Source organism: Desulfurella sp. (assembly GCF_023256235.1).
Classification (GTDB): domain Bacteria; phylum Campylobacterota_A; class Desulfurellia; order Desulfurellales; family Desulfurellaceae; genus Desulfurella.
This window is the reverse complement of sequence record NZ_JAGDWY010000037.1, coordinates 16694-35553: the sequence shown is the minus strand read 5'-3', so window position 1 is coordinate 35553 and position 18860 is coordinate 16694. Positions and strand designations below refer to the sequence as shown.

16 protein-coding genes are annotated in these 18860 nt (G+C 33.1%); 8 read left to right on the top strand and 8 right to left on the bottom strand.

Translation table 11 applies throughout. The features are described 5' to 3' along the window. Positions 1–165 precede the first annotated feature (165 nt). The 4 genes from Q0C22_RS03860 to pilB are packed head-to-tail and all read right to left on the bottom strand — an operon-like array spanning position 166 to position 5242. A complete protein-coding gene (locus Q0C22_RS03860) occupies positions 166–660 on the bottom strand; it encodes a MogA/MoaB family molybdenum cofactor biosynthesis protein (protein ID WP_291491195.1) in 495 nt (164 codons plus the stop codon). Next, positions 657–1439 carry a nitrilase-related carbon-nitrogen hydrolase gene (locus Q0C22_RS03855; protein WP_291491187.1) on the bottom strand — a complete coding sequence of 261 codons (783 nt, stop codon included), beginning with the start codon at positions 1437–1439 and terminating at the stop codon, positions 657–659. The genes Q0C22_RS03860 and Q0C22_RS03855 overlap by 4 nt, the downstream gene beginning before the upstream one ends. After that, entirely contained in the window at positions 1436–3571 is a 2136-nt protein-coding gene (locus Q0C22_RS03850; RefSeq protein WP_291491178.1) for an ATP-dependent DNA helicase RecG, read from the bottom strand. Before Q0C22_RS03850 ends, Q0C22_RS03855 begins: the two co-directional genes overlap by 4 nt. A 3-nt stretch (positions 3572–3574) precedes the next feature. After that, a complete protein-coding gene (pilB, locus tag Q0C22_RS03845) occupies positions 3575–5242 on the bottom strand; it encodes a type IV-A pilus assembly ATPase PilB (protein WP_291491155.1) in 1668 nt (555 codons plus the stop codon). 147 nt (positions 5243–5389) lie between these two features. On the opposite strand from pilB, the gene Q0C22_RS03840 reads away from it, so the two are divergent. Next, the gene (locus Q0C22_RS03840) at positions 5390–7054 is read left to right on the top strand and encodes an acyl CoA:acetate/3-ketoacid CoA transferase (RefSeq protein WP_291491147.1); all 1665 of its coding nucleotides are present in this window, start codon (positions 5390–5392) and stop codon (positions 7052–7054) included. Between the two features lie 77 nt (positions 7055–7131). Continuing rightward, positions 7132–7797 carry a nitroreductase gene (locus Q0C22_RS03835; RefSeq protein ID WP_291491136.1) on the top strand — a complete coding sequence of 222 codons (666 nt, stop codon included), beginning with the start codon at positions 7132–7134 and terminating at the stop codon, positions 7795–7797. 7 nt (positions 7798–7804) lie between these two features. Here Q0C22_RS03835 and der read toward each other — a convergent pair whose 3' ends face one another. The 4 genes from der to Q0C22_RS03815 form a co-directional block, all read right to left on the bottom strand. Then, the gene (der, locus tag Q0C22_RS03830) at positions 7805–8980 is read right to left on the bottom strand and encodes a ribosome biogenesis GTPase Der (RefSeq protein ID WP_291491127.1); all 1176 of its coding nucleotides are present in this window, start codon (positions 8978–8980) and stop codon (positions 7805–7807) included. Continuing rightward, positions 8977–11034 (bottom strand): glycoside hydrolase family 57 protein, encoded by a 2058-nt coding sequence (locus tag Q0C22_RS03825; RefSeq protein WP_291491113.1) that lies wholly within the window; start codon positions 11032–11034, stop codon positions 8977–8979. Before Q0C22_RS03825 ends, der begins: the two co-directional genes overlap by 4 nt. A gap of 75 nt (positions 11035–11109) precedes the next feature. Continuing rightward, positions 11110–11454, bottom strand: a complete 345-nt coding sequence (locus tag Q0C22_RS03820) for a hypothetical protein (protein ID WP_291491103.1) — start codon at positions 11452–11454, stop codon at positions 11110–11112. Positions 11455–11575: 121 nt separating this feature from the next. Next, a complete protein-coding gene (locus Q0C22_RS03815; RefSeq protein ID WP_291491094.1) occupies positions 11576–13468 on the bottom strand; it encodes an aconitate hydratase in 1893 nt (630 codons plus the stop codon). Between the two features lie 84 nt (positions 13469–13552). Here Q0C22_RS03815 and Q0C22_RS03810 point away from each other — a divergent pair, with 84 nt between their 5' ends. The 6 genes from Q0C22_RS03810 to murA form a co-directional block, all read left to right on the top strand. After that, positions 13553–14593: a chemotaxis response regulator protein-glutamate methylesterase gene (locus Q0C22_RS03810; protein ID WP_291491086.1), complete on the top strand. Its 1041-nt coding sequence runs from the start codon at positions 13553–13555 to the stop codon at positions 14591–14593. A 3-nt stretch (positions 14594–14596) separates the two neighbouring features. Then, complete coding sequence (fliM, locus tag Q0C22_RS03805) at positions 14597–15565, top strand: flagellar motor switch protein FliM (RefSeq protein ID WP_291491078.1); 969 nt, start codon at positions 14597–14599, stop codon at positions 15563–15565. Positions 15566–15575: 10 nt separating this feature from the next. After that, the gene (fliN, locus tag Q0C22_RS03800) at positions 15576–16451 is read left to right on the top strand and encodes a flagellar motor switch protein FliN (RefSeq protein WP_291491055.1); all 876 of its coding nucleotides are present in this window, start codon (positions 15576–15578) and stop codon (positions 16449–16451) included. Positions 16452–16456: 5 nt separating this feature from the next. Beyond that, complete coding sequence (locus Q0C22_RS03795) at positions 16457–16906, top strand: CoA-binding protein (RefSeq protein ID WP_291491048.1); 450 nt, start codon at positions 16457–16459, stop codon at positions 16904–16906. After that, positions 16903–17760, top strand: a complete 858-nt coding sequence (locus Q0C22_RS03790; protein ID WP_291491039.1) for an ROK family protein — start codon at positions 16903–16905, stop codon at positions 17758–17760. The genes Q0C22_RS03795 and Q0C22_RS03790 overlap by 4 nt, the downstream gene beginning before the upstream one ends. After that, the coding region (gene murA / locus Q0C22_RS03785) for a UDP-N-acetylglucosamine 1-carboxyvinyltransferase (RefSeq protein ID WP_291491029.1) at positions 17753–18860 on the top strand (1108 nt) is incomplete at its 3' end. The genes Q0C22_RS03790 and murA, both read left to right, overlap by 8 nt.

Genomic DNA, 18860 nt, shown 5'->3' with positions numbered 1-18860 from the left:
AAAAAAAAATTGTTGGCAAGCCATTAAAACCCAAATATAAAAAATAGGTACCAATTATGAACGATACCAAACCTACAAATGTAAAAATGCCACCACTTGCAAAAAAAATTTCCAGTGCTAAAAAAGTAAAAGATAAAAAAACAAGTATTTCACCTATGTCAACACTCATACTGCACCTGCACAAGGCGTTTGATCACCTTGTAGTTTTTTTATTGTATGTTCTATAGCTTTGTATATAAAACCAATATTTTCAATTGCTGCCTTTGGACTGCCTGGCAAGTTTATAATAAGCGTGTTCTTTCTTGTGCCCACGCATGCTCTTGAAACAATAGCCGTAGGTGTTTTTTCAAAACTTTTTAAGCGCATTGCTTCTTCAAAACCCCAAAGTCTTTTTTCTATTAATTCCTGTGTAACATCAGGTGCAATATCGCGCGGAGCTATACCAGTTGAACCGTTAGTTACAACAAGATCAATATTTGCTTCACAAAGATCTAAAAGTTCTTTTTTAAGCATATCTTTATCATCTGGTATTATTTTATAGTATGATAACTCCATAAAATCTAAATTTTTTTGAATAAAATCTATCAAAGCCGGTCCTGTCACATCTTCTCTTTCTTTGGCATAACCTTTATCAGATAGTGTAATAATAGCAAATTTCATATTTTTTCCCCCATACAATTCAAATCATATGCTCTAATTAAACTTGGAAATTCTTTTTGAATTTTGCGTGAATATTCAGGATCAAAAACAACACTTTTTAAAGTTGTACAATCCAAAGCACACTCAAGAAGTAAACCATTTGGATCATAAACGCTTGAATGTCCTGCACACATCCATTTACCAGATCTATCATTTGCATTGCAAGTTACAACAAACGCCTGATTTTCAATTGCCCTTGCACATGACAAACTCTGCCATGCATGTAGTCTCTCAATAGGCCAGATTGCACTCACAAGCAAAACTTGTGCACCATTAAGTGCTGCTTTTCTTAAAATTTCTGGAAAACGTAACTCAAAACATATACATACCCCAAATTTGATACCAAACAAATCAAATGTATTTGGCCCACTTTTATTGCCAGCTTTAAAATAATAGTCTTCTTTTGTTACTTCAAATAACTTGATTTTCGAGTACTTAAATAAAACTTTTCTTTCGTATAAACAGTAAAAAGTATTGTATATTTTATTGTCAATATTTTCCAAAAAAGTACCGCAAATTGCAATATTTTTTGATTCCTCAAGCAATTTATCGATATATTTTGGTGAAAGTCTTGATAGTTTATCTAAATTTGTATAATCAAACCCAGACAAAAAAAGTTCAGGAAAAAGCACAAGATTGCTTCCATTTAATTTAGCTTTTTGTATCATATCCAAAGAAGTTTCATAATTTTTTTCCATATTGCCTTCAATAACTTGCATTTGAGCTACACTTATTTTCATATTACCCTCGCAAAAGAAAATTTTTTCTGCCACTTGTGCTCTACCATCTTGATCAGTCCATTACTTAATGGATACTTTAGGCTCAAAAGCTCATAAATATCACTTTGGGCTTTTTCTAATAGTTCTCTATCATTTAGTATATCAGCAAATTCCAAATCTGGCAAACCATGTTGCCTTGTTGAGTAAATTTCACCCATCCCTCGCAAAATTAAATCTTGCTTTGCTATTTCAAAGCCATCGTTTGTAGAAAGCAACACATCAATACGCCTTTTTGCCAATGAAGATATTCTATCTTTTGTAATTAAATAACAAAATGAATCCAGATCGCTTCTTCCCACCCTTCCCCTAAGCTGATGAAGCTGGGCAAGCCCATAATTTTCTGCATTTTCAATTATCATAACTGTAGCATTTGGGTTGTCTATACCCACTTCAATTACAGTTGTGCTCATCAGGCAATCAATTTTGCCATGGACAAAATCGTAAAAAATTTTTTCTTTTTGGGCACTTTTTATGTTTGAGTGCAAAAAAGCGCATTTAAATTCACCAAAGTATTTATTTTTTATATCTTCATAGCTTCCCATTAATGAATCAAAATCAACTTTTGACTCAGATTCTTCTATTAAAGCAAATACGATATAAACCTGATGTTTTTTTAATATCTCTTCTCTTGCATGCAAAAAGGCTTTATCTTCAGACTTTTTATAAAGGTGAATTGTATGAACCGCTTTTCTGTTTTTTGGCATTGTGTGTATTTCAACAACTTTTGTTTTGCCGTAAATTGCGAAAGCCAAACTCCTTGGTATAGGTGTTGCGCTCATTATTAACATATATGCACTTTTACCTTTACTTGAGAGAATTCTTCTTTGATCAACACCAAAGCGGTGCTGTTCGTCAATCACCAAAAAACCCAAATTACTAAACTCAAGCTTTTCGTTTAGCAAAGCGTGCGTTCCGATCAAACAATGAATTTTAAAATCTTTAACTGCTTGATAAAGTTCATTTTTTTTCTTTGTTGTACTGACAAGCAAACCTACATTAAATCCCTCATCCTCTAAAAACTTTTTTGCAACTGTAAATGTTTGTTCTGCAAGGCTTGTGGTTGGAGACATTATACAAACCTGGTAATTGTTTTTCAATACAGCCAAAGCGCAAATTAATGCCACTATAGTTTTGCCAGAACCCACATCGCCTTGTAGCAATCTTGATGAAGCTTTGGCATAACGCATATCGTTTAAAATCATATTGATCGCTTTTTTTTGATCAATTGTAAGCTCAAATGCTAACTTTTTTTCTATTTTTTGTAAAAAATCCTCATCAAACTCAATACTTATTGATTCATTTGTTTTATCATGCTCTTGCAAAGCAAGTCCAAGCTGCATCAAAAAAAGCTCTTCATACTTTAAACGCTTTTCTATTTTTTCATCATAAGTGCTTTTAACATGCAAAGCATCAAATACTTCGCTCAAAAATGGCAAATTATTTCTAGCAATTATTGTATAAGGCAAAAAATCATAAGGTGGCTTTGGCGATAAAGATAAATATTGCTCAATAATTTTTTTAACCGTTGTATTTTTGAGATTTCCAAACGAAGGATAAATTACATCAATGTGGGGTTTAAATTGACTAAATGGCTTTATACGGGGATGATGCATTTGTTTAAAAAGTCCAAACTCTGTTATTTTCCCTTCGCAAACTACGCGTGAGCCTACTTTTATATTTTTGAGTATGTGTTTTAAAAACTGATTAAGATTAAACCATTTACAATCAAGCCTTTCATAGCCATCATCGATTACTATTGTGTATGGATTTCCGGTTTGTTTTGATACAACACTTCCCTGCACACAAGCATAATCTTTTGCATTTGCAATAGGTGTTATTTGAGTATAATGCTCGTTTCGTAAAGGTTTTGTTAGCAGCAAATCCCAAACACAATAGATATGTTTTTTATTAAAAATTTTTTCTATATGTGGTTTTAAAACGGGTTTTGATAAAAGCCAATCGGCACATTTATCAAACTTAAGCACTGAATTTTCTTTTTTTAAATAGATCGCAGCGCTTTTGTAATCTTTTAAATGTACAAATTTAAGAATTTTAGTTTCAAGCGAGTTTAATACTTGTTTTGTTTTAAGCATTTTTTAAATTGTTACTTCAAGAACTTCATCAATTGTAGTGATACCATCAAGAACTTTTTTAATACCACTTTGCCTTAGTGTCTGCATACCATTAGTAATTGCTATTTTTTTTATTTCATCTGTATTTGCACCAGAAATTATTGCCTTTCTTATCTGTTCGTCTATTGGCATAACTTCATATATTGCTATTCTGCCTTTATAGCCTGTATTGTTACAAAAAGCACATCCTTTGCCATGGTAGAAGGTAGTTTCAAGATTATCAAATCCTAAATCTTTTATTAATGCTGGCTCGGGTTCATATATGGTCTTACAAGATTCACAAATCTTTCTAACAAGCCTTTGTGCAAGAATAAGCCTCAGCGACGAAGATAGCAAATAAGGGGCTATTCCCATATCTATAAGCCTTGCTATGGCACTTGGTGCATCATTTGTATGAAGCGTAGATAATACCAAATGACCTGTTAGTGCAGCTCTAATCGCAATATCTGCAGTTTCTGCATCTCTAATTTCTCCAACCATAATAATATCTGGATCCTGTCTTAAAAATGAACGCAAAGCTTTTGCAAAAGTCAAACCAATTTCTTCGTTAACCTGAAGCTGATTTATGCCTTCCAAATTATACTCTATTGGATCTTCTGCTGTTAATATATTTACACTAATGTTGTTTAGCAAATTTAGTGTAGCATAAAGCGTGGTTGATTTACCAGAACCTGTTGGTCCTGTAACTAAAATAATACCATGAGGAGATTTAGCTGCTTTTATATATTTTTCTAAATCTTCAGGCTCAAAACCTAAATCATTTAACTTGACTTTTATACTGGTTGAGTCTAAAATTCTCATAACACATTTTTCTCCAAAAGACACAGGTATGGTAGAAACTCTTAAATCAATTTCTTTTCCTGCTACCTTAAGCTTTATTCTGCCATCCTGAGGAAGTCTTTTTTCTGCAATATCTAAGTGAGACATGATTTTGATTCTTGAAACAATACTCAGGGCAAACTGTTTTGGCAAATTCATTGCTTCTATATTTTTCCCATCGATTCTATATCGGATCCTTAAACTGTTTTCAAAAGGTTCGATATGTATATCGGAAGCCCTTGCAATAATAGCATTTTCAATAATCGAATTAACCAATTTAATTAAAGGCGGATCGTTTTCTTCTATAATAGTTTGGGTTTCTTCTTTAATTTCTTCTATAGTTTGTATCTGTGGCAGGTTTTTTACAAATTCTTCAAGTTTATTATACACTGTATAACTTGTATTTATAGCGTTTATTATATCCTGTGGCGTTGTAATATATAAAACTACTTTTTTAATACCTGTTTTAAATCTAATTTCATCTATTAAATAAGTATTTTCTGTAGGGTCCACCACAGCTATGTGAAGTTCGTTATTTGTTTTTGCAAAAGGTAAAATTAAACGCTCTTTTGCAATATCTTCTTTTATGACTGATAAAGCGGACTTATCAATTGAAATACTGCCTAAATTGACTCTTTTTAAGTTAAATTGTTTGCTCAAAACATCAGCAATATCTTCATCTGTTATTAAATTGCGTTCTTTTAAAATTTCACCTAAACGTTTGTTAGTTTTTTCTTGTTCTAGTATAGCTTGTTTTAGTTGTTCTTGTGTTATTTTCTGGTTATTTAGTAATAACTGTCCAATTAAAGACACAAAACACCTCTTTTTTTAATTTTAACATTTTTTGATAAAAATAACAAATATAGCTGTTTAATAAAATTAATTTTAATTAATTTGACTTTTTAGGTTAAATCTTTTAGTATAGGCGCAAGAAAAAATTTTTTTAGGAGGTATGATTTAATGGGTCACGGAAAAGTTGTAAATGTTTCCGACGCATTAAGCGTTATCAAAGATGGCGATGTTGTAGCTATCTCTGGATTTAATCTCTCAACCGCGCCAGAGTATCTCATCTTGGAGCTGTTTGAACAGTACAAAAAAACAGGTCATCCAAACAATCTTTTTATCATCTCAGACACACTCCCAGCTGTACCAGATAGAGGTCTTGATAAAGTTTTTTCAGAACTTTACCAGGATAAAAATCAAACTTTTATAAGAGGCGTTTTAATGCCTTTTATTGGTTGGTCGCCTGCTTTAATGAAAATGACACTTGAAAACAGAATAGAAGTGTATTCTTTTGCCATTGGAACAACTTCTTATTGGTTTAGAGAAGTTGCAAGCAACAGACCAGGATTATTAACAAAAGTTGGTCTTGGAACTTTTTTGGATCCTAGAATTGATGGGGGTGCATCAAATGATATTGCAAAAGAGAAAAAAACCTGCAAAGTAGATGTGTTAAATATTAATGGTGAAGAGTGGCTTCTATATCAAGCACCAACACCAGATGTAACACTTATTAGAGGCACAACAGCAGATGAAGATGGCAATATTTCAATGGAAGAAGAAGGCATCTATGGCACAGTGCTTAATATGGCACAGGCCGCAAAAGCTCTTCCAAACCAAGGCAAAGTTATTTGTCAGGTTAAGTATGTGGCCAGAAAAGATACCATACCAACAAGAGAAGTAATTGTTCCAGCTCCACTTGTAGACTATGTTGTTGTAGCTCCAGATGCAGAAAAATATCACAAACTCTCTGGTAGCTATGTATATGATCCAAGGCTAGCTGGACATGTAAAAGCCAAAAAAACAAAAGAACTCGAAGAACTCCTGCCTGCACCAGATCAAATAAGGGATAGGATTGCAGCCGGTAGAGTTTTGATTGAAGTGATGAGAACAGCAGCAAAATTGAAAAAACCTTTGTTTGGTAACTTAGGTATAGGCATACCTGTGTATGTTTCATGGCTTGCTGGCGAGTTGGGACTTAGCAATTTACTTGCTTTAACAGTTGAGCCAGGTCCAATTGGCGGTATAGCTTTAGTTGGACCAGATTTTGGCGTTGCTATATCACCACAGGCTTTGATTCCTATGCCTGATATGTTTACAAATTATGAAGGTGGCATAATAGACTTTGCTTCACTTGGTTTTATGGAAATAGATCCAAAAGGCAATCTAAACCCATCATACAGCTCTACAAGGGTATCAGGCCCGGGCGGTTTTCCTGTAATTAGTGCAGGTTCGCCTAGAACATTCTTTGCTGGTGGTTTTACTGCTGGCAAATTTGATATAGATGCTTCCAAAGGAAAATTGATAATAAAGAATGATGGAAATATATTAAAGTTTAATGAAAAGATAGTAAAAATTGTATTCAGCGGTCCACAAGCAGTAAAAGCAAAAAAAGAAATTATCTATGTAACAGAAAGAGCAGTATTTGGTTTAAATGAAAACGGTCTTATACTAAAAGAAATTGCACCGGGTATTGACCTTGAAAAAGATATCTTAGCAAAAATGAGCTTTAAACCTCAAATTGCAGAAAAACTTGAAACAATGCCAGAATGCTTGTTCCACCAAAGCTTAGATCCATTAAAAGAATACGTGGATGATATACTCGAAGAAGCTGGTCTTTTATAAAATCAAGGGGGATTTTTCCCTCTTGATTTTTTCGCTTTTGTTGTTTACACTTTAAATAAAAAGCAGGGGGTTTTAAAATGACTGTTATTGAAGCTGTAAAATCTAGAAAATCAACGCGGGCATTTTTGGACAAACCAGTTGACAAAGAAATACTCTATAAATTGTTTGATATTGCAAGGTTTGCTCCTTCAGGTCACAATGTTCAGCCATGGGAAATTCTAGTATTGACAGGAAAAACTAAAAAGCAATTAAGTGATGCTTTAGTAGAAGCTGTTAAAAGTGGCGTTGAAAGACAATACGATTATATCTACGAAGTCAAAGACATGCCCCAATACATAAAAGACAGGCGTAAAGCTTGCAACACAAGGGTATTTGAGTTTAAAAACTTAGATCCAAAAGATAAAGTTGCTTTACAAGAACACATATTGGAAAATTTCAGATTTTTCAATGCACCTGTAGAATTGCTTTTATTAAGAGAAAAAAATCTGGGTGAAAATACATTTATAGACATTGGCATTATGGCTCAAACAATTATGTTACTTGCTTTAGAGTTTGGTCTTGCCACTTGTCCAAAAACATCCATTGCTGCATATGCCCCGGTTATAAAGAAAACACTTAATATACCAGATACAAAAATTGTTGTTATGGGAATTTCATTGGGGTATCCAGATAATAATGCCTATATAAACAAATTAACCATGGATAGGATTGCCGTAGAAGATTTTGTAACATTTTATGATTAATCTTTAATCATTTAAAAATCAGCTTTAAAGGACAACCTGTAAATTTAAATATTGAATATAGCTGGTTTTTAACAAAGTGCTCGTAGTTTTTGGGCACTTTTTTTACATTTGTAAAAATAACAAATGTTGGCGGTTTTATATCTACCTGATTAATAAATTTTATCTTTATAGGTTTGGAATTAACACTTACTGCATGATGTTTTGCGCTTAAAAAACGAAATGCTTCGTTAAGATTGTACGTTGAAACTCTTTTGTTATAATATTCTTCAACAATACTTACATACTTAAAAATTTTATCGATGTTTTTTGATTCTTTAGCACTTACCTTCAAAAACGGTACAAAATTTATAAAAGAAAGTCTGTTTTTTAAATCCTTAAAAACTTTTTCGGAATCTTTTTCAACTAAATCCCACTTATTAAACAAAACTATAATACCTTTATGTTTGCGCTCTAGTATTGAAGCTATCCTTAAATCCTGTGTTGTTACACCTTGACTTGAATCAATTACCAAAAGCGCTATATCACACCTTTCAATAGAAAACAATGTTAGATAAGATGCCAATTTGTCAAGGCTTTCTTTTTTTAATTTCAATCTTAAACCAGCCGTATCAATAAATTTATATGTTTTTTCATGATACTTTATTAAAGTTTCAACACTATCAAGCGTTGTGCCTGCATTATTGTCAACAATTGAACGTTCTTTTTTTAAAATCGCATTAAAAAGACTTGATTTTCCAACATTAGTCCTTCCAACTATTGCTAACTTTGTATCTGCATCTTCTACTTTGACATTTTTTTGTATAAGTTCATAAAGCTTATCTTTTAAAGTATTTAAATTGGTTTTATGTTTTGTTGATATAAATATAGCATCTTTGAAACGCATATAGCTGTAAAAAAATTCTTCATTTTTCTTATCTATTTTATTAACAACAATAATATATTTTTTTTTTAATTTTATAATCATTTTAAACAAATATATATCAAAATCGCTTAAGGGTTCTTCATCATTCAGTCCACCTGTATCCATAAGTATGGCACTTTTATCCTTAATGAACAAGTAATCGGCTATTCTATCCCGTGTCGTGCCAGGAATATCGCTTATTATACTTTTATTTTTGCCTATAAGTAAATTAAATAGGCTTGATTTGCCAACATTGGGTCTGCCTACTATAGAAACTATCATATAAACCAATTCTCATATTCAAAATTTCTGGATGGTATTTCAATAAGTATGTCTTTGTTGGTTGGAAATCTTTCTATAATTTGATTTTCATGTTTAATATTAATATGTAAATAAACTTTTTCTTTTTCATGGACACCTAAAAAATCTTTTGAAATTTTAAGTTCAAGAATCTTATCTATAGCATAATCCAGAAAATTCTCTTGTGCAATTATTTTTCCATTTCTATCAAATCTTTGGATATAACTTGACTTTTTTGATAGAAAAAGGAAGGTTTTAATATTGTCAAATATTTCTATGCAAATACCATATTTATCAAATAAATCACGTGGTCTGCTGTTGAAATCTACCCTCAAAAAAATATCGTTTTCATTAAAACCATAGTTAACTTTTTTAATCATTCTATTTGAAATACTCATTGCAGATTCTAGTTCTACAAATTCGCCAGATCCTGCCCATTCAAAATAAGAACTAATTATGCCATCAATTTTTGGGTTTATGAAACTAATTGGATTTTTGCTTTCCAGAGCGCTCACCTGTTTTTTAATAGGTAAATAAAGATCTTCGGGTGGATTTTTTTTTGCAAGTAAATAAGCTTTTATAAGCAAGTTTCTAAATAAATTATCAAACAAAACATCGTCTGTAGATGAGTGGTCTTTCCCATACCACCAGTTCCAATCGCTACCTTGAGCTTTGTAAAGCTCTTGCATGCTTGCTTTGTTTGATCCAACCTCAAGGCGAGCTTTGTGTAGTAAATCCCATGCTTTGTTGTCTTCTTCGTCGCCAATCCATATATTAAAATTAGCCCCAATCCACGAACCAGGCCAGATTTTGCTGAATTTTAGTTCTTTAATATCTTGTAGCTCTAGATACTCACTTGGAGTTACAAGTTCGATTTTTGGGTCTTTTTGCAAGCTATCGTATAGATGGTTCAAAAAATCATAACCATTGTTATCATAGTATTCCCACGCATTTTCACCATCTAAAATTATACTTACAATTGAGCGCGGATTATTTGATTCTATAGATTTTATAGAGTCTAAAAAATCTTCTACTGCATCTTTGTAATTTAAATGTGAGTATACAAAACCTATCTTATCTGATAATGTATGATCTCTAAAAAACATATGCAAAGACAAATTATTGTTTTCATATAAATACGGTTTATAAATATCACTGAAACCTGAATTTTTTATGATTTGCTCATCTGTTGCTGCAAATTTAAAACCACACTCAGCAATTAAACAAAGTGCCTCATCACTAACTGAGCCTTCCGATGGCCACATACCTTGTATTTTTGATTCAAAAATGCGTTCCATGTAGGTTTTTGCAATTTGTATGTGCCATTTTGCATCTTCTTTGTAGCTAAATTTTTTTGGTAAATTAATTTCTGGGTTTGAAACTCTTGCTATATCAGTATCAATAAGCAAAGGCAAAATTGGATGATAAAAAGGTGTTGTGGTTAAACAAATATCACCATTGTGGACAGCTTTTTTATATTCTGGTACAATCGATTGAAGAATTTGGAGTTGTTTGTCAAGCAGGTATTGTTTTTCTTCTTCACCAGCTGTACTTAAATTTTCCTCTATTTTTTTTATTGTTTCATCTTTTTGAAGATTCCCAAACCATGAAAGTAAATAAGCTACTTCACATATTAAAATTTCTTCATCACTAAAAATATTCAAAATATTTGCATTAGCATTTTGTTTTTTGTGGTAAAGCTGTCTATATTTAGGCAATTTTTGTATGATTTGTGGGTTTACTTTAAAAGAATCCTCCAAAATATATAACTTTTGCTTATCATTAAGCTCTTTAACCGGTTTTGTTAGCAAATTTGCTGTACTTTCGCATTCCAGGCTTTTATAGGACAAAATTTGATTTACAAGTACAGGTGTTAGATTGAAAGTAACACGTGCATTGTTGTTTTGGGCAATTTTTAGCATATCAAGATAGTCCTTTGAAGCGTGAAGCCTTACCCAGCTTGCTAAATATTTACCTTCAATATCGTCTTTGTAGTAGGGCTGATGCATGTGCCACACAAAAGAAACAAATACCATAATTAATTATTATAATCTTTTTAAAAATTGATTACAAGAAGAATATTTAGGAGAGACCGTGCTCTCCTAAAAAATTTAAAATACAATTATACTATAGCCATCTTTTATGTATGGTTCAAGTGCAACATGATTATCAAGATTTCCAATTACTGGCAAACCTTGAGCCTCTGCAGCCTCTAAGCTTTTTGTAGCAATAGCACAGCCTTTGCAAACTGCCACAATAGCGCTTTTTATATCTTCATACGCAGCATTTAGGGGGTGATTTTTATCTGACATTTTTTGGACAACGCTTGTTGCATAACCTTCCAATATAATTTTAACATCATAATTCTTTTTTCTTAGATCTTTTACATTTAGAAATAAATGAAAATAATCCATTGTATTTGATGGGTCTTTTAATACATAAAATAATGTTTTCATTACTTTCCTCTTTTTTATTTTTTTAGGAATCAAAAACTATTTCTTTAAAGCTTTTACCTGGGAAATCTTTTGCCAGTTTCATTGTGCCACCAGCCAGTATTGTTTTAATTTCCCTATCTGTTTAATGATATTGCAAAGGTATAGAAATACCCTTTGTTTCGTTATAGAGTATTACCTCGCCTTTGTTTTCGATTAGAGCTTTTCTTATGTTTGGCAGTTTTATTCTATCTCCCTGATCAATTTTTTCATAATCGTCCGGGTTTTTGAAAGTTAATGGCAATATACCAAAATTAATCAAGTTAGCTCTGTGTATGCGCTCAATGGCTTTAGCTATAACAGCTTTTACACCCAAATACATTGGACACAGTGCTGCATGCTCTCTTGACGAACCCTGTCCGTATGAATCGCCACCTACAATGATATTGTGTATACCCATTTTTTTGTTTTCTAAACATCTTTGAGCAAATGTTGGGTCTCTTTTTACAAAAACATACTCAGCATACTTTGGCACATTTGAGCGATATTTTAGCAAGTCACCTGCAGGCATTATATCATCTGTAGTTATTTTATCGCCAAATTTGCCAGCAACTTCACCAATCAAATCAGATGGCATAGCACTGCCACCAGGCGGATCAACAATATTTGGACCCTTATACAGCTCAACTTTTGAAGCTTCAGATTCATCAGCAGGCGGTATAATTAAAGTATCATCTATTGTAAATTCGCTTGGAACCTCAACTTTTGGATATTGTATGCCAAAAAGTTTCTCTAAATCTCTTGGATCCGTTATCTTTCCGGTTAAAGCACATGCGGCTGCTGTTTCTGGGCTTACCAAGTAAACTTTAGCTGTCGTTGTTCCACTTCTCCCATAGAAGTTTCTGTTATTGGTCCTTATGGAAACTGCATTGTTTCTTGGGGCCTGACCAGCACCTATACAAAAACCGCATGCTGATTCCAATATCCTTGCGCCTGCAGCTATAATATGGCTTAATTCACCTTCGTCTGCAAGCATCCTTAAAACCTGTTTTGAGCCAGGAGCATAGCCAAAACTTACATTTTCATTTGCAACCCTACCTTTTACAATTTCTGCAACAATCTTTCCATCTTTATAGGAAGAGTTCGTGCAGCTTCCAACCATAACCTGATCTACAGGTGTACCTTCAATATCCCTAACGCGCACTACATTATCTGGTGAGTGAGGCTGTGCTATCATTGGCTCTAGTTCATTTAGATTTATTTCAATTACTTTATCATACACTGCATCAGGGTCTGCTTCTAAAGGAATCCAATCTGATTCTCGCTTTTGCGCTTTCAAAAAATACCTTGTTGTTTCATCTGATGGAAAAACGCTCGTTGTTACACCAAGCTCTGCACCCATGTTTGTAATGGTTGCACGTTCTGGAACACTTAAGTGTTTTACACCATCTCCAAAGTATTCTGCAATCCAACCAACATTGCCCTTTGTTGTGAGTATTTGCAACACTTTTAAGATGATATCTTTTGCTGAAACCCATGGTTGAAGCTTGCCTGTTAATTTAATACCAACAATTTTTGGCCTTGGCATATAAAATGGCATGCCTGCCATAGCACTTGCTACATCAAGTCCACCTGCACCTATTGCTATCATGCCAATACCGCCACCAGTTGGCGTATGCGAGTCAGAGCCAAGCAATGTTTTGCCTGGTTTTCCAAAACGTTCTACATGAACTTGATGACATATACCGTTACCTGCTTTTGATAAATAAAGTCCATACTTTTTTGCAAATGTTTGCAAATAGGTATGATCATCTGCATCCTCAAAGCCCATCTGAATTGTTTTGTGGTCAATGTAGCTTACAGAAACCTCGGTTCTTACACGAGGGGTACCCATTTGTTCAAATTGAAGGTCTGCCATTGTGCCTGTTGCATCCTGTGTGAGTGTTTGATCAATTTTTATACCAATCTCGTCTCCTTCTGTGAGGCTACCATCAACCAAATGCTCTTTGAGTATCTTTTGAGCAACTGTCAATCCCATGCTCTACCTCCTAGAAAATTTATTTGCTTTTCTGACACAAAATTTATATTATTTCTTTGTAAATGTCAAATCTTTGGAGAATTTATGGTTAGGGTTTTGGTTGTTGATGACTCGCTTATTTCAAGAAAATATTTAACAAGAATACTGGAAGAATCTGGCCAAATACAAGTTATAGCAACAGCTCAAGATGGTTTAGAAGCTATAGAAAAAGTAAAAGAATTAAAACCGGATGTTGTTACAATGGATGTTGAAATGCCAAAGCTTAATGGCCTTGAAGCGCTAAAGCGCATAATGATTGAAAACCCAACGCCAGTAATTATGGTATCTACCCTAACTACCGAAGGCGCAAGCACAACACTTGAAGCGCTTCATCTTGGTGCAGTTGACTATATACCAAAAAATGATGTTTTAAATTTCAATAAAATTACAAAAGACGCAAGAGAATTATTAATTGAAAAAATTATTGCAGCAAAAAATTCAAAAGTTGCCAAACCAAGACTTATCAAACAAACTGAACCTGTATCTGTAAAACTTCCCAAAATATCAGAAATAACAAAAAAGGATATAAGACTTATAGCAATCGCTACTTCAACTGGTGGTCCTGTTGCTTTAGAAAGGATAATGAGTGAATTTCCAAAAGTTAATGTGCCCGTTTTAATTGTACAGCATATGCCTGCTACATTTACACCTATTTTTGCAAAATCACTGGATAGAATTTCAACTATTCCTATAAAAGAAGCCCAAGACCTAGAAATTGCTGAAAATGGCAAAGGTTATTTAGCTCCAGGTGGTTTACAGATGAGCGTATATGAAAAAGGAGGTTTGCTTATTATAAAAATCTCTGACCAGCCAAAAACAATTTATGTACCAAGTGCTGATGTACTGTTTGAATCATGTGCACAAACAACAAAAGATAAAACACTGGCAATTATAATGACAGGAATGGGAAATGACGGTTATCAGGGCCTTGTAAAGTTAAAAAAAACAGGTGGCATAATTATTGCACAAAGTAAAGAATCTTGTGTCGTTTGGGGAATGCCAAGAAAACCAACGGAAAATAATATAGTTGATTATATTGGTGATTTAGAAGAAATACCAGAAATTGTTAAAAAAATTGTTGGATAAAAAATGGCAGAAATTTTATCGCAGGAAGAAATAGATGCTCTACTTTCAACAATAGGAAAAGAAGAAACACCACAAGAATTACCAGAAACACTTATTGAAGAAAAAGTATCCATATATGATTTTAAAAGACCTGATAAAGTATCAAAAGAGCAAATAAGGGCACTAAAAAACCTTCACGATAAATTTGCAAGGAATTTTTCGTCAAAACTGTCTGGTTTCTTACGCACAATTATAGAAATAGATGTCGCAAGCGTAGATCAGATGACTTATGGTGAGTTTGTACTTTCATTATCTCAATCTGTAAGCTTTAATGTTATCAATCTGTATCCCCTTGAAGGCAGTGGCATAATAGCAATAGAACCAGATATTGGTTTTGTACTTATAGATAGGTTACTTGGTGGTTTTGGAACGACTTTTCAAAATATAAGGCCTTTTACAGATATAGAACAAAGTATACTATTGGACATTGTTAACTTAATGCTTAGTGATTTAAAAAATATCTGGGCCCCAATTGCAGAAATTAGATTTGAAGTTACAGCCCAGGAAACAAGTCCAAACGTTGTTCAGATTGTAGCGCCATCAGAAGTGGTAGTATTGATTGTATTCGAAGTTAAAATGGGCGATTATAAAGGTATAATAAATTTTTGTATACCCGTCATAACACTTGAGCCAATTTTAACAAAAATAAGCACACACGATATGCTTTCAATTTCAAGAAAAGAGCATATAAATAGAGTGGTTAACATTTTGCAAATTCTAGATAATGTTTTAATAAGACTTGAGGTATATTTGGGTGATTTCAATATAAGTGTGGAAAATTTTTTAAATTTAAAACCAAATGATATTTACATACTACATAAAAACACAAACGAATTTTCTGAAGTATATTGCAATGGTGTTAAAAAGTTTGAAGCAAAATTAGGTAAAGTAAAAAATAAAAAAGCTATCAAGATAGCTAAACTTACCATTTAGGAGGCACATATTGTTTGATTTAAATAAAGACATTAAGTCAAATATTGAAATATTTTTTACAAAAGAAGCTATTGTTTTAGAAGAAACAATAAAAAAAGCGTTAAATATAGATTGCCTTATAAAATTTACAAAAGCCCAGATTACAGATAAAATTGAAGAAGCTGATTTTTCTGGAAAATGCAATCTAAATATTAACGGTGTAAATTTAGGACTATATGTATCTCTCAATGCAAAATTAGCATCTATTTTATCTGATTTGATGCTTATGGGACCAGGTCAGGCTAAAGATACTTTAGACCCAGACGACATAGACTCTTTAAAAGAATTATTTTCTCAAAGTTTTGGCGCATATGCACAAGCACTTAGAGAAAATGGTTATAAAGTTAGTTTTGATGGATTTTCTCAGGAAAAACCACAAGGCGATCGTTTTTTTGAATCAGAATTTGAAATTATAATTACAAATACGTTAGAAAGCTCTTTATATCAATATGTAAGCATTGATGAATTTGAAAAAGTTTTGGATAGTCTAAAAATTGAAATCTCACAAAACCCAGACAAGGATACTGCACCTATATTTGAAATTGATAATGAACCCAGGCACAATAACACGCAAGAGACCTCAAAAGATAATTTAAATTTACTAATGGATATAGAACTTAATGCTCGCGTAAGAATTGGCTCAAAACAAATGTTGCTTAAAGATATTGTAAAATTATCAGAAGGCACTATAATAGATCTTGACAAAAGTGTAGATGAGCCAATGGAAATCTTGATTAACGGCAAAACAATTGCCAAAGGTATAGTTGTAGTAGTTGGCGGCAATTTTGGCATAAAAATTACACATGTAGGCACAAAAGAAGATAGAATAAAAAGTCTTGGGGGTTAGTAAAAATGGAAAGCTGCAGGTTAGGCTTTGGTGAGATATCAAAAGAAGACGAAGAAACAGTAAAAGAAATTTTAAAAATGAAAACAATAGCTGTGGTTGGTTTATCACCAAAACCTGATAGACCAAGTTATGATGTAGCCCAATACATGCAAAGCAAAGGTTATAAGATTGTACCTGTAAGACCTGGTGTAAGCGAAATATTGGGTGAAAAATGTTATGCAAAATTAGAAGACATACCATTTGAAGTGGATGTTGTAGATGTTTTTAGAAATGCCAAAGACTGTCCAGCTGTCGTTGAATCTGCCCTAAAGATAAAGCCCAAAGCAATCTGGCTTCAAGAAGACATTATAAGCCCTGAATCCAAAAAAATGACCGAAGGTACAGGAATTTTATTTATAATGGATTACTGCTTAAAAAAAGCTCACCAAAAATATATTGAAGGAACGCTTCGTTGACTTTGTGCTTTGACATCGGTGGAACACGTATAAAATATGCAATAATTGACAAGTTGTACAATATAGAAGAAGTAAATACCATACAAACACCAAAAAATATAAATGATTTTAAAAATGTAATATCCAATATAATACTAAAAAACAAAATAGAACATATAGGTTTTTGCGTAGCTGGCATAGTTGATTATGGTTCTCAAAAGATTTTGCATTCACCCAATATGTTATTTTTAAACAATTTTTCATTTAAAGAATTCCAGAAGCCAAATTTACATATTGAAGTAGAAAACGATGCAAATGCAGCCTGCTTAAATTCTTTTAGGAAATACAAAATACCAGACATGATACACTTAACATTGGGAACAGGTCTTGGTGGCGGTGCAATTGTAAATGGTAAACTTCTAAAAAGCTCTATAAGTGTCTTTGAGGTAGGTCACATTAGCGCCACAATAAATGGCAAACGCTGCGGTTGCAACAATAGAGGCTGTATAGAAAAATACACTGGCGTAGAAAACATACTTGATTTTGCTAAAAAACACAATGTATATGAGTCGCTTGAAAATATTTTTTCCAACTACTCACAAAATAAAATATACAAACGCATAGTAGATAGGTTTGCACAATACTTAGGCATTGTGGTAGCAGATCTTATAAATGTTTTTGGGAGTGATCTTATAGTATTTAGCGGTGGCATTGCAAATAACTTTGATGCTTTTGTTGAAACGCTTAAAAAAACTGTTCAAAGACGATCGTTTGTATATAGAATAAAACCTTGCAAATTTGCAGTTGATGATAACCCTTCATTTGCTGGTTTGCTTGGGGTTGCAAGTATATTTAATGAGGGATTGTATGGATAAGTTTGTTATAGAAGGTTCAAAAACCTTGCATGGTAGTGTAGAAATAAGTGGTTCAAAAAACGCAGCATTACCAATCATAGCAGCAACAATACTATGCAATAAACCATGTACCTTAAATAATGTACCGGATCTAGCTGATATTAATACAATGCTAAAGTTGCTTGAAAATATGGGCTGCCGGTATAGCTTTGAAAATAACACGTTACATATTGACTGCTCAAATTTAAAATCAACAAAAGCAGAGTATGAGCTTGTACGAAAAATGCGCGCTTCAATTTTAGTACTTGGGCCTCTTGTAGCAAAATATAATAAAGCTGTTGTGTCTTTGCCTGGCGGGTGTGCAATTGGCGTTAGGCCTGTTAACTTACATATTGAAGCTTTAAAATCAATGGGAGCAAAAATAAATATAGAGCAAGGCTATATTCATGCCAGTTCAAAAAAACTTAAAGGAACGGAAATTTACCTTGATATGCCAACAGTTACAGGAACAGAAAACATTATAATGGCAGCTGCGTTATCTGAAGGCAAAACAACAATATACAATGCAGCCAAAGAACCAGAAGTAGTTGACCTGGCTAACTTTCTAAATAAATGCGGCGCAAAAATTACAGGTGCTGGCAGCTCGACCATAGAAATTACAGGTGTAGAAAATCTTGAAGGATGCGATTATGAAGTTATGCCAGATCGCATTGAAGCAGGCACCTTTATGTGTATTGCACATGCTACAAAATCAAGCCTAACTATTAAAAATGCACCAGTTTATTGTATGCATGCTATTATTGACAAAATTAAAGAAGCAGGCGCAGATGTACAAATAAATGATAACACAATAGTAATTTCTCATTCAAAGTTTTTACCGGTTAACATTAAAACATTTGCCTATCCAGGATTTCCTACAGATATGCAAGCTCAATTTACTGCAATGCTTACACTTGCAAGTGGTACAAGCATAATAGAAGAAACAATATTTGAAAACCGTTTCCAACACGTAGCCGAACTTAACCGTATGGGCGCAAATATCTCAATAAGTGGCAATAAAGCAATTGTAGTTGGTGTTAAAAAGCTATTGGGAGCTCCCGTTATGGCTACAGATTTAAGGG